This window comes from Streptosporangium brasiliense (genome assembly GCF_030811595.1).
Lineage (GTDB): Bacteria > Actinomycetota > Actinomycetes > Streptosporangiales > Streptosporangiaceae > Streptosporangium > Streptosporangium brasiliense.
The window spans coordinates 1,310,829-1,322,536 of record NZ_JAUSRB010000001.1; the positions used below are offsets into that span (position 1 = coordinate 1,310,829).

The 11,708-nt window shown below is 71.3% G+C and carries 14 protein-coding genes; 8 read left to right on the forward strand and 6 right to left on the reverse strand.

Features of this window, described 5'->3' with window-relative positions; translation table 11 throughout:
• Window positions 1-29: 29 nt before the first annotated feature.
• Together J2S55_RS05835 and J2S55_RS05840 are read right to left on the reverse strand one after the other, a co-directional pair.
• On the reverse strand, window positions 30-794 hold the full coding sequence (locus J2S55_RS05835) for an amino acid ABC transporter ATP-binding protein (RefSeq protein ID WP_306857842.1): 765 nt from the start codon (window positions 792-794) through the stop codon (window positions 30-32).
• Entirely contained in the window at window positions 791-1,708 is a 918-nt protein-coding gene (locus tag J2S55_RS05840) for an amino acid ABC transporter permease (protein ID WP_306857845.1), read from the reverse strand. Before J2S55_RS05840 ends, J2S55_RS05835 begins: the two co-directional genes overlap by 4 nt.
• Window positions 1,709-2,069: 361 nt before the next feature.
• Here J2S55_RS05840 and ppk2 point away from each other — a divergent pair, with 361 nt between their 5' ends.
• Window positions 2,070-3,026, forward strand: coding sequence for a polyphosphate kinase 2 (gene ppk2 / locus J2S55_RS05845; protein ID WP_306857847.1), 957 nt, complete (start codon window positions 2,070-2,072; stop codon window positions 3,024-3,026).
• 27 nt (window positions 3,027-3,053) lie between these two features.
• On the opposite strand, the gene J2S55_RS05850 is transcribed toward ppk2, so the two are convergent.
• From J2S55_RS05850 to J2S55_RS05865, 4 genes are read right to left on the reverse strand one after another with little or no spacing between them, the layout of a single operon-like run.
• Window positions 3,054-3,863 carry an ABC transporter permease gene (locus tag J2S55_RS05850; protein WP_306857849.1) on the reverse strand — a complete coding sequence of 270 codons (810 nt, stop codon included), beginning with the start codon at window positions 3,861-3,863 and terminating at the stop codon, window positions 3,054-3,056.
• Entirely contained in the window at window positions 3,860-4,825 is a 966-nt protein-coding gene (locus J2S55_RS05855; protein WP_306857850.1) for an ABC transporter permease, read from the reverse strand. The genes J2S55_RS05850 and J2S55_RS05855 overlap by 4 nt, the downstream gene beginning before the upstream one ends.
• Window positions 4,792-6,015 (reverse strand): ABC transporter substrate-binding protein, encoded by a 1,224-nt coding sequence (locus J2S55_RS05860; protein WP_306857852.1) that lies wholly within the window; start codon window positions 6,013-6,015, stop codon window positions 4,792-4,794. The genes J2S55_RS05855 and J2S55_RS05860 overlap by 34 nt, the downstream gene beginning before the upstream one ends.
• Before the next feature lie 16 nt (window positions 6,016-6,031).
• On the reverse strand, window positions 6,032-7,060 hold the full coding sequence (locus tag J2S55_RS05865) for an ABC transporter ATP-binding protein (protein ID WP_306857854.1): 1,029 nt from the start codon (window positions 7,058-7,060) through the stop codon (window positions 6,032-6,034).
• Window positions 7,061-7,205: 145 nt separating this feature from the next.
• Between J2S55_RS05865 and J2S55_RS05870 the strand changes: the two genes are divergently transcribed.
• The 7 genes from J2S55_RS05870 to trpC all read left to right on the forward strand — a co-directional run bounded on the left by J2S55_RS05870 (window position 7,206) and on the right by trpC (window position 11,697).
• Window positions 7,206-7,928: a FadR/GntR family transcriptional regulator gene (locus J2S55_RS05870; protein ID WP_306857856.1), complete on the forward strand. Its 723-nt coding sequence runs from the start codon at window positions 7,206-7,208 to the stop codon at window positions 7,926-7,928.
• 30 nt (window positions 7,929-7,958) lie between these two features.
• A complete protein-coding gene (locus J2S55_RS05875; RefSeq protein WP_306857858.1) occupies window positions 7,959-8,657 on the forward strand; it encodes a cache domain-containing protein in 699 nt (232 codons plus the stop codon).
• Window positions 8,647-8,994, forward strand: a complete 348-nt coding sequence (gene hisI, locus J2S55_RS05880) for a phosphoribosyl-AMP cyclohydrolase (protein ID WP_306857860.1) — start codon at window positions 8,647-8,649, stop codon at window positions 8,992-8,994. Before J2S55_RS05875 ends, hisI begins: the two co-directional genes overlap by 11 nt.
• Window positions 8,991-9,677 carry a Trp biosynthesis-associated membrane protein gene (locus J2S55_RS05885; protein WP_306857862.1) on the forward strand — a complete coding sequence of 229 codons (687 nt, stop codon included), beginning with the start codon at window positions 8,991-8,993 and terminating at the stop codon, window positions 9,675-9,677. The genes hisI and J2S55_RS05885 overlap by 4 nt, the downstream gene beginning before the upstream one ends.
• Window positions 9,678-9,824: 147 nt before the next feature.
• Window positions 9,825-10,214, forward strand: coding sequence for a DUF4190 domain-containing protein (locus J2S55_RS05890; protein ID WP_306857864.1), 390 nt, complete (start codon window positions 9,825-9,827; stop codon window positions 10,212-10,214).
• A gap of 121 nt (window positions 10,215-10,335) precedes the next feature.
• Window positions 10,336-10,719: a DUF2752 domain-containing protein gene (locus J2S55_RS05895; RefSeq protein ID WP_306857866.1), complete on the forward strand. Its 384-nt coding sequence runs from the start codon at window positions 10,336-10,338 to the stop codon at window positions 10,717-10,719.
• A 168-nt stretch (window positions 10,720-10,887) separates the two neighbouring features.
• Entirely contained in the window at window positions 10,888-11,697 is an 810-nt protein-coding gene (gene trpC / locus J2S55_RS05900) for an indole-3-glycerol phosphate synthase TrpC (RefSeq protein WP_306857868.1), read from the forward strand.
• The last annotated feature ends 11 nt before the right edge of the window (window positions 11,698-11,708 follow it).

Below are 11,708 nucleotides of genomic sequence, written 5' to 3' on the forward strand. Positions count from 1 at the left end.
TCCGGTGACGGGAGGCTCCGTGGAAGGGGTCAGAGGACTTTGCTGAGGAACAGTCGGGTGCGCCCGTGCCGGGGGGCGTCCAGCACCTGCGCGGGGGTGCCCCGCTCGACGACGCGGCCCCCGTCCATGAACACGACCGTGTCGGCGACCTCGCGGGCGAAGCCGATCTCGTGGGTGACGACGATCATGGTGGTGCCGCTCCGCGCGAGGTCCTTCACCACGTCGAGCACCTCCCCGACGAGTTCGGGGTCCAGGGCGGAGGTCGGCTCGTCGAAGAGGATGACCTTGGGCTCCAGGGCCAGGGCCCGGGCGATGGCGACCCGCTGCTGCTGGCCGCCGGACAGCTGCCGGGGGTAGGCGCCGGCCTTGTCGGCCAGCCCGACGCGCTCCAGCAGCCGGCCGGCCAGCGCGTCGACCTCGGCCCTCGGCCTGCGCTGGGCGGCCAGGGGAGCCTCGGTGACGTTCTGCCGCACCGTCAGATGCGGGAACAGGTTGAAGTTCTGGAAGACGAAGCCGATCTTGGTCCGCTGTCGGAGGATCTCGCGCTCGGGCAGCTCGTGCAGCCGGTCGCCGACCCGGCGGTAGCCGACGAGTCCTCCGTCCACGCTGACCGACCCGCTGTCCACCTTCTCCAGGTGGTTGACGGTGCGCAGCAGGGTCGACTTGCCCGACCCGGAGGGGCCGATGATCACCGTGACCTCGCCGGCGGTGACCTGGAGGTCCACCCCGCGCAGCACCTCCAGCGGTCCGAAGCTCTTGTGCACCTCCCGCAGGTCGACCATCGCGCTGCTCATGCGCGGCCCTTCCCGTAGTGGCGCTCGAGGTAGTGCTGGACGACGGACATGACCGTGGTCATCACCAGGTACCAGATGGTGGCGACCAGCAGCAGCGCGATGACCCGGCCGTTGCGGTTGTAGATCACCTGGACCTGGTAGAAGAGCTCGGGCAGCGCCATGATGTAGACCACCGAGGTGCCCTTGACCAGGCCGATGATCTCGTTGCCGGCGGTGGGCACGATCGAGCGCATGGCCTGCGGCAGGATGATCCGCATCAGCTGCCTGGTCCTGGGGATGCCCAGCGCGGCGGCCGCCTCCCGCTGGCCGTGGTCCACCGACAGCAGCCCCGCCCTGACGATCTCCGCGGCGTAGGCGGCCTGGTGGAGGGCGAGGCCGAGCGCGGCGGCGGTGACCGGGCCGATCAGGTCCATGGTGCCGATGTCGAAGAACGCCGGGCCGAACGGGACGCCGAAGGAGAGCCGCGGGTACAGCAGTGCCAGGTTGTACCAGAACAGCAGCTGCAGGATGAGCGGGATCGACCGGAACAGCGCGATGTAGCCCCAGGCCACCGACGACAGCAGCGGGTTGCCCGACATGCGCATCAGCGCCAGCACGGTGCCCAGCAGGAAGCCGAAGACGATCCCGAGCGCGGTCAGCTCCAGGGTGAACAGCACCGAGCGCAGCACGGAGGGGGCGAAGAGGAACTCCCCGACCACCTCCCACTCCCACGCGGGGTTGGTGATCAGCGCGCTGGCCGCCATGGCCAGCAGCACGGCCACCGCCACGGCGGCCGCCCACCGTCCCGGATGCCTGGTGGTGACCACCTTCGGCGCGGGGGCGCCGTCGCCCGCCGGTCCCGCCCGCCGGCCGGGGGCGGGCGCCGGTCGCGCTCCGTCGTGCGTGTCACCTACGTCCAGGAACTCCACAGCCATGGTCGAAGCCTCTCCGCAGGTCGTCTGGGGGGTTGGGGGCGGCGGGCGCCGGGAGGGCCGGCGGCGCCGCGGTGCGGCACAGGTGGCGCGGGCCGATGCGACGCGGGCCGCCGGTCGGAGCCCGGCCTGCATGGCCTTCACTCCAACACAGGCGTCCAATTCCGTCAAGACCTACTTGTTTAGTGGGTTTTTAACGTGACCCCCCGGGACCACCTTCCGCCGGGCGCTGGGGGTGGGCCGCCGGAGGGCCGGGCCGCGCCGGGAGAGAGGATCGAAGAGCCTGCTCGGCGGGAGGATTAGCGCCCGCACGCGGAGGTAGGTGGCAGGAGTGAGGCACGGACCTTTCCGGGGGTGGGGATTCATGACAGGCGTGCTGGGCGAGGAGCCCGCAGAGGGGCGGTTCCCCGTGCTCGACGTGCGCACGGCCGTGGCCCGCAGCGATCTGCTGGAGGAGCTGCCGAACCTGCGGGTCCTGGACGATGACGACGACGATCCCGTCCTGGTACGGCTGGACGGCACACCGGTGGACACCTGGCGGGAGAAATATCCCTACGGCGAGCGGATGGACCGCTCGGAGTACGACCGGCTCAAGCGGCTGCTCCAGATCGAGCTGCTCAAGCTGCAGTACTGGATCAAGGACACCGGCGGGCGGCTGGTCGTCCTGTTCGAGGGGCGTGACGCGGCGGGCAAGGGCGGCACCATCAAGCGGTTCATGGAGCACCTCAACCCGCGCGGGGCCAGTGTGGTCGCGCTGGAGAAGCCGAGCGAGCGCGAGAGCACCCAGTGGTACTTCCAGCGCTACGTCTCGCACCTGCCGGCCGCGGGGGAGATGGTCTTCTTCGACCGCTCCTGGTACAACCGCGCGGGGGTGGAGCGGGTGATGGGCTTCTGCTCGCCCGAGGAGTATCTGGAGTTCATGGAGCAGGCCCCCGAGTTCGAGCGCATGCTCGTGCGCGACGGCATCCGGCTGGTGAAGTTCTGGTTCTCGGTCTCCCGCTCCGAGCAGCGCACCCGGTTCGTGATCCGCCAGGTCGATCCGGTGCGGCAGTGGAAGCTGTCGCCCATGGACCTGCAGTCGCTGGACAAGTGGGAGAACTACACCGAGGCCAAGGAGGACATGTTCCTCTACACAGACACCGAGCACGCGCCGTGGACGGTGATCAAGAGCAACGACAAGAAGCGCGCCAGGATCGAGGCCATGCGCCACCTGCTCAGCCAGTTCGAGTATGACAACAAGGACCACGAGGTCGTGGGCGAGCCCGACCCCAGGATCGTCGTCCAGGCCGCCGACCTGTTCGACGACGACCGCACGCGCTGAAGCGGCGGCGCCGGGACCACCGCCCGGTCAGCGGGTCCCGGCACCGCCGCCGGACAGGCGCTGGGCGAGGTAGATGGGGACGACCGACAGGATGATCAGGGCGGCGGCGACCACGTTGACCACGGGGGCCTGGTTCGGGCGGAAGAGGTTCTCGAAGATCCACAGCGGGAGGGTCCTGACCCCGGCCCCCGCGGTGAACGTGGTCACGATGATCTCGTCGAAGGACAGGGCGAAGGACAGCAGGCCGCCCGCGAGCAGTGCCGAGCGCACCATCGGGAAGGTGACCAGCCGGAAGGTGGTGAAGGTGTCGGCCCCCAGGTCGGCCGAGGCCTCCTCGACGGAGGCGCCCAGGCGGCCCAGGCGGGCCAGCATGTTGTTGTAGACCGTCACCACGCAGAAGGTGGCGTGCCCGACGATCACGGTGAACAGGCCCAGGCCCACGCCGAAGGGCTCCAGCACCGTCCGGAAGGCGTTGTTCAGCGCGATGCCGGTGACGATGCCGGGCAGGGCGATCGGCAGCACGATCAGCAGCGAGACCGTGTTCCGGCCGAAGAAGGCGTAACGCTGGATCGCGAAGGCGACCATCGTGCCCAGCACCAGGGCGATCGCGGTGGCTCCCACTCCCGCCTGGACCGAGGTCCACAGCGCCTCGCGCACGCCGGCGGAGTTCCAGGCCGCCTCCCACCACCGGACGGTGAACCCGGTGGGCGGCCAGCCGAAGGTGCGGTCGGCGTTGAAGGAGTTGAGCAGCACGATCAGCAGCGGCACGTAGACGACGCCGAGACCGGCGGCCAGCGCGGTCCACAGTGCCACGCGGGCCGGGCGGGACAGGTTCACAGGTTCTCCAGGGCGCCGGTGCGGCGGACCGCGGTGAGGTAGACCAGCATGATCATCACGGGGACGGTGGCGACCGCCGCGGCGAACGGCAGGTTGTTGGCGGCGCCGATGTTGTCGTAGACGACGTTGCCGATGAGCTGTGACTTGCCGCCCACGATCTTCACGGCGATGTAGTCGCCGAGTGACAGGGAGAAGGTGAAGACCGAGCCCGCGACCGCGGCCGGGAAGGTGAGCGGCCACACCACCGTCCGGAACGTCCGCCAGCCGCGCGCCCCCAGGTCGCCCGCCGCCTCCAGCAGCGAGCCGGGCAGCCGTTCGAGGCCGGCGTAGATCGGCAGGATCATGTACGGCAGCCACAGGTAGGACAGGGTCAGGACCGTGGCGGTCAGGCCGTATCCCCAGCCGAGGACGCCGTCGGAGGAGAGCATGATCCGCCAGGCGTAGGCCTTCACCAGGTAGGAGGCCCACAGCGGGGTCAGCACCGCGATCACCAGCCAGCGCTGCGCGCGGGGGGAGGCCAGCTTGGCCATCGCGAACGCCATCGGGAACGCGATCACCAGGTCGATCAGCGTCACCGCGGCGGCCACCCCCACCGAGCGCAGGGCGATCGTCCGGTATACCTCGCCGGTGAACAGGTCCTGGAAGTTGGCCCAGGTGAACTCCTTGACCAGGTCGCCGGTGAAGGTGTCGGTGCTCCAGAAGGCCGTGACGAACAGGGCGGCCAGGGCGCCGAGGTAGGCGACGCCGAGCCAGAGCATCGGGGCCGACAGCAGCAGCGACAGCCGTACGCCCGCGTGCCGGTGCAGGAAGGCGGCGAGCCTGCGTCGCGGCGCGCGGCCCGCCGTTGCGGTGGTGTTCAGCGTGGGCTCCTTGCCATGTGGGGGGGAGACGGCCGGTGCGGCGGGCGCCGGGACGCCCGCCGCCGGGATCAGCCCTTGATCTCGGTCCAGGCCCTGGTCCACTCGGAGTAGTCCTTGCACTTGACGTCCGTGCGGCCGTCCAGGCACTGGGCGATCGGCGTGGTCCAGAACCAGACCTTGGAGAAGTAGGTCTCGTCGGTGGCGTGGAAGGTCTCGCAGTGCTTGGGATCGGCGGTCAGCTCGCAGGAGGCGGAGTTGGCGGGAGCCTCCCCGAAGTATTCGGCGACCTGGGCGTTGGCCTTGGGGGAGATGATCCAGTCCATCCACTTGTAGGCGCAGTTCGGGTGCTTGGCCGCGGCGGCGACCATCCAGGTGTCCGACCAGCCGGTCGCGCCCTCCTTGGGCAGGGTCACCTCGACCGGCGCCTTGTCGGCCTTGGCCACGTTGGCGATGACCTGCCAGGTGGTGCCGACCACCGAGTCGCCGCTCTTGAAGGCCTGGACCTCCTTGGTGTAGTCGGACCAGTATTCGCCGACGAGCTTGCGCTGCTGCTTGAGCAGGTCCACCGCGGCCTGGAACTGCCCGTCGTCCAGCGCGTAGGGGTTCTTGATGCCGAGGTCGGGCTTGGTCGCCATCAGGTACAGGGCCGCGTCGGCGATGTAGATGGGCGAGTCGTAGGCGGTGATCTTCCCCGCGTACGGCGAGGCGGGGGCGAACACCACGCTCCAGGAGTCGGGCGCGGGCTTGACCGTGTCGGTCCGCCACATCAGCAGGTTGGCCCCGCGGCCGTGCGGCACGCCGTAGGCGACCCCGCCGACCGAGTTCCACGCCTTGTTCTTCAGGCCCTCGAAGACGCCGGCGTAGTTGGGGATCAGCGAGGTGTTGACCGGCGCGACCGTCCCGGAGGCGATCAGGCGCAGCGAGGCGTCACCGGAGGCGGAGACGGCGTCGTACTCGCCGGTCTTCATCAGGTTGACCATCTCGTCGGACGTGCCGGCGGTCTTGGAGTTGACCTGGCAGCCGGTGGCCTTCTCGAACGGGGTGACCCAGTCGACCTTGGGGTCGTTGGTGCCGTCTTCGGCGTAGCCGGCCCAGTGGACCAGGTTGACCTGGCCCTCGCCCGCGCCGAGCGACTTCGGCGCGTCGAGCTTGGGCGGGGTGAAACCGCTCCGGCCCGGAGCGGCGGCGGTGCCGGGCTCCGGGGCGGAGGAGCCGCCGCAGGCGGTGGCGGCGGCGAGGGTGAGCGCGGACAGGGCGACCGCGCCGTTCCTGACGAGAATCCGGGGACGCATGTGATGACGACCTTTCTTACGGGACGATCGCGAACTCGTGTCTGCGGTTCCAGACGAGCCGGACCCTGGTGCCGCGCAGGCCCATCACGTCCATGGACGAGACCTGCAGATTCTGCTGGAGCGCGATGAGCCGTCCGCCCGCGTCGAGATCGACCACGAAGCGGGTGGCGGGCCCGGCGTAGACGACCTCGCCGACGGTGCCCGTCGCGCTGTGCTCGGCGTCGCCGACCTCGTCACTGAGCCCGGCCACGCGTAGTTTCTCCGGCCGTACGCTGAAGGTGCCCTCTCTGCCGAGCACGGAGCGCGCGGCCTCGCCGGAGATCAGGTTGGAGGTGCCGACGAACCCCGCGACGAACGTGCTGGCCGGCTGCTCGTAGATCTCGGCCGGGGTGCCGACCTGCTCGATCCGGCCCCGGTCGAACACCGCCACCCGGTCGCTCATGGTCAGCGCCTCCTCCTGGTCGTGGGTGACGAACAGGAAGGTGATGCCGACCTCGCGCTGGATGGACTTGAGCTCGACCTGCATCTCCTCGCGGAGCTTGAGGTCCAGCGCGCCGAGCGGCTCGTCCAGCAGTAGCACGCGGGGGCGGTTGACCAGGGCGCGGGCCAGGGCGACCCGCTGGCGCTGGCCGCCCGACAGCTGGCCGGGCCTGCGCCGCTCCAGGCCCTCCAGCCGGACCGAGGCCAGCGCGGCCAGGGCCCGCTCGCGCCGCTCGGCCCTGGGGACCCGCTTGACGCGCAGGCCGTACTCGACGTTGTCCACCACGTTCATGTGCGGGAACAGCGCGTAGTCCTGGAAGACGGTGTTGACGTCCCGCTCGAAGGGGGCGAGCCGGGTGACGTCGACGCCACCGAGCTCGACCGTGCCCGCGGTGGGGGACTCGAAGCCGGCGATCATCCGCAGCACGGTCGTCTTCCCCGAACCCGAGGGCCCGAGCATGGCGAAGAACTCGCCGTCGGCGATGTCGAGGTCGACACCGGTGACCGCGTCCACGGCGCCGAAGCTCTTGCGGAGGCCGCTCAGCCTCACAGCTGGGTCTGACATGGCCGAAAACATATGGGGTTAAATGTTTTGTTGCAAGGCCCGATCCGGTATCACTGGTGCGAGCGCCAGAAAAAAGCGGCGTTTGCGACAGTCCCTGCACCCGGGCGGGGATCCGCGTGACCGTCGAGGGGCGGAGGGTGCGACCGTGGCCGACATCTCGGGGGGCGCCCGGCTGGCCGCGTTCGCGCCGGTGGACAGCACCGCGCGGGTGGACGCCGTGGTCAGGCGGCTCACCGACGCCATCGCCCTGGGCCTGCTCGCCGACGGCGAGCAGCTTCCGAGCGAGGCCGAGCTCGCCGCCCAGCTCGGCGTCTCCACGGTGACGCTGCGCGAGGCCCTGATGGCCCTGCGGCAGCAGGGCATGGTCGAGACGCGGCGGGGGCGCGGCGGCGGCAGCTTCGTGCGGGTGCCCAAGGAGGCGCCCGGACTGGCCGGGCGGCTGCGCGCCTTCACGGTGGAGGAGCTGCGCGACCTGGGCGACCACTACGCGGCCATCGCCGGGGCGGCGGCCAGGCTGGCCGCCCAGCGGGCGCTGCCGGAGGACCTCGCGCCGCTGCGGCGGACGCTGCGGGAGATGTCCGAGGCCCGGGACGAGGCGCAGCTGCGCAGGCTGCACGGCCGTTTCCACATCGAGGTGGCGGCCGTGTCGCAGTCGGCGAGACTCACTCAGGAGGAGATCCGGTTACAGGCTGACATCGGACCGTTGCTCTGGCTCGCCCACGTGGGAGAGGATGGGCCGTCGGCTCGGCACCACGCCATCGCCGAGGCCATCAGTCGAGGCGACGACGGCCAGGCCAGGAGCCTGGCCGAGCGGCACGTCCTCGACGCGGTGGAACACCTCATCGAACTGCGTCTGCGGCAGCCGTGACGGTCAGCGTGTCTAGGGCGGTGGGGCGACGTGAGCGAACAGGGGACGCTGCCGGCGTCCGGCGCCGCGGCCGAGGCGGTGGACGAGATCGTGGAGGGCGTCTTCGCCCGGCTCCATCGGGTGCGCGAGGCCGCGGTCCGCGCCGTGGGCCAGGCGCCGGTCAGCGCCGACCTGGCCGCGCTGCGCCCGGTGCTCTTCCCGCTGCTGGGCGGCCTGGTCTCCGGCATCGGGTTCATCGCCGCGCCCGGCCTGCTGGCCGACGCGCCGTGGCACCTGGAGTGGTGGCAGGAGAGCGCCTCGGGCGAGCCGGTGCGGCTGATAAGGGACATGGACCCCGCCAGCAGCGCGTTCTACGACTACACGCACTGGGACTGGTTCGCCGGTCCGCGCTCCGGCGCCGGGCACACGCTCGCCGGCCCCTACGTCGACTTCCTGTGCACCGACGAATACTCCCTCACCCTGTCGGTGCCCGTGCTCAGGGGCGGGGAGTTCATCGGGGTGGCGGCGGCGGACGTGCTCGTGCGCCGCTTCGAGGTGGCCGTCGCGCCGGTGCTCCGCGGGATCGGGGGGCCGGCCTTCCTGGTCAACGGCTCCGGCCGGGTGGTGGCCTCCACCACCGCCAGATGGCTGGCCGGGTCGGTCTTCCGCGGCGCCCCCGGCATGTCCCTCCGGCCATGCCGGACGTCACCCCTCTCCCTGGTTGCGGCACAATTGCCGCATGTCCCTTGACCCCGCCGTCGCGGCACGGCTGAAGCGCACCGGTGACGGGCTGGTGCCCGCGATCGTCCAGCAGTACGACACGGGCGAGGTGCTGATGCTCGCCTGGATGGACGACGAGGCCCTGCACCGCACGCTCACCACCGGCCGCGCCACCTACTGGTCGCGCAGCCGCGGCGCCTACTGGGTGAAGGGCGACACCTCCGGTCACGTCCAGCACGTCAAGTCCGCCGCCCTCGACTGCGACGGCGACACGATCCTGCTCAAGGTCGACCAGGTGGGCGCCGCCTGCCACACCGGTGACCGGACCTGCTTCGACGCCGGCGAGCTGGCGGTGGAGGCGGAGTGACGGCCGGGCGGGCGCTGTGGACCTGGGTGGCCGTCTGCGTGGCGGGCGCCGCCCTCGTGCTGCTGGCGGCCGGCCGCGACTGGTTCACCGCGACGTACGGCGCGCGCAAGGTGGCGGTCTCCGCCGCGGAGCTGGCGCCCGCGCTCGGCCCGGCGGCCTGGGCGGCGCTCGCCGCGGTGGTCGCCGTGCTCGCCACCCGCGGGGTGTGGCGCAGGGCCGTCGGGGTGGCGATGGCGCTCTGTGGCGTGGGCACGGTCGTCTGGGCCTGGCAGGGCAGCCGCGCCGGCGCGGCGCTGGAGGTCGCGGCCCAGCAGATCCCGATGGCCCGGACCGGTGACCTGGACCTCGCCCCGACCGTCGCCTGGCCGCTGGCCGCCGGCGCGGGCGGGCTGCTGCTGGTGGGCGCGGGGATCGTGGCCGTCCTCAAGGGCGCCGGCTGGCCCGGCATGTCCGACCGCTACGACCGTCACGGGTCGGGCCCCGGCGGCGCGGCCGCCGCCGGCGGCGCCCCGAGCGAGCGGGCGCTGTGGGACGCGATCGATCTCGGCGCCGATCCGACGGTCGGACCGGACGACGGTCCGGCGGGCGGGCGGGAGATCGACCGGGAGGCCGGGCGGGAGACCGGACGGGAGACCGGGCGGGAGGAGAACCCGGCGGCGGGCCGGGACGACGGGGAGCGCTGACCGCCGGGGTCGCGGCGGTGATCGGCGGCGCCGTCCGTGTCACCTGGCCACCCGGTCACAAATTGCCCACGGAGCAGGCGCTGTCCCTCGTGGGAGACGCGGGTTTCGCTAGGATTTCGCCGCAACTCGCACAAAGGGGAGTCATCCATGAGCTACGACAATCAGTCCGGTGGTTACGGTCCGCCGCCGGGTGGCGGGTACGGCTCCCCGGGCGGGTACGGGCCGCCCCCCGGCGGTGGTTACGACCCCTACGGCTACGGCGCGCAGCCGCCCCGCGGCAACAACGGCATGGCCATCGCCGCGCTGATCCTGGGCATCGTCGGGCTGTTCAGCTGCGGCGTCACCTCGATCGTCGGCATCGTGCTCGGCCACATCTCGCTGGGCCAGATCAAGCGGACGGGCGAGGAGGGCCGGGGGATGGGCGTCGCCGGCCTGGTCCTGTCCTACTTCGGCGTCGCGTGCTGGCTGGTCGTGCTGGTGATCTGGCTGGTCGCGATCGGGGTCCTGGCCGGTTCCGCCTCGCTGTCGGGTTACTGACGGGCTTCCGCGCCCGCTTTGAGTATCGTGGCCGGTGAAGACGTTCACCGGTGGGAGAGGTGCGGGCGGGCCGATGCTGACGGGAAGGGCCGCGGGTGTGCGGGGGAGGCGGGCGCGGGCCGTGCTGGCCCCGCTCGGCGCCGCGCTGGCCGCCGGGGCCGCGCTCGGCTACGTGCGCGCGGTGGACCCGAACGAGCCGGGACATTATCCCGCGTGCCCGTTCCTCGTGCTCACCGGACTTTACTGCCCGGGCTGCGGCGGTCTGCGGGCCGTCCACGCGCTCGCCCACGGCGACCCCGCCACGGCCCTGGGGCTCAATCCCCTCGTCGTGGCCCTGATCCCGGTCCTGGTCTTCCTGTGGGGACGCTGGGCGCTGCGTTCCTGGCGCGGTGCGCCATCTGATGGGATATCCGTACGCCCTGTCTATGTATGGGCATTTCTTGCTTTAATGATCGTTTTTTGGATAGTGCGAAATATGCCCTTTGGGGAATTCTTGGCCCCATAGTCACCTTTAGCCGTCACCCGGTGGCGGGGTGACCTCGGCGAGGCCGATAGCATCGGCTGGGACAAGCAATCGATCGGGAGGGGCCTTACTCGTGAGCGAGTGGAGCGAGCGGACCAGGGATACGGCAGCGTTCGCGAACTTGACCTCCGAGTTTCGCGAGGAGGGCAAGTGAGCGTGCTGGAGGAAATCCTCGAAGGGGTCCGCGCCGATCTGGCCGAGCGGCAGGAGGCGGTGTCGCTGGCCGAGCTCAAGGAGCGGGCCGGGCGGGCGCCCGCCCCCCGTGACGCCTACGCGGCGCTGGGCGGCGACCAGGTGGCGGTCATCGCCGAGGTGAAGCGTTCCAGCCCGTCCAAGGGCGCGCTGGCCGCGATCGCCGACCCCGCCGCGCTCGCCGGCGACTACGAGTCGGGCGGCGCCCACGTCATCAGCGTGCTGACCGAGCGGCGCCGCTTCGGCGGCAGCCTCGACGACCTGGCGGCCGTGCGCGCCGTGGTCGACATCCCGGTGCTGCGCAAGGACTTCGTCGTCACCTCCTACCAGCTCTGGGAGGCCCGGGCCTACGGCGCCGACCTGGTGCTGCTGATCGTGGCCGCGCTGGAGCAGAACGCGCTGGTCTCGCTCATCGAGCGGGCCGAGTCGATCGGGCTGGCCCCGCTGGTCGAGGTGCACACCGAGGAGGAGCTCGAGCGGGCGCTCGCCGCCGGAGCGAAGATCATCGGCATCAACGCGCGCAACCTCAAGACCCTTGAGGTGGACCGCGAGGTGTTCGCGAAGCTGGCCCCGAAGATCCCCGACGGCGTCATCAAGATCGCCGAGTCGGGCGTGCGCGGCCCGCACGACCTGCTCGCCTACGCCAGGGCCGGCGCCGACGCCGTCCTGGTCGGGGAGAGCCTGGTCACCGGCAAGGACCCGCGGGCCGCAGTGGTCGACCTGGTCACCGCCGGCGCCCACCCCGCATCTCGACCTGAGGGGCAGTAAGCAGTGACAGC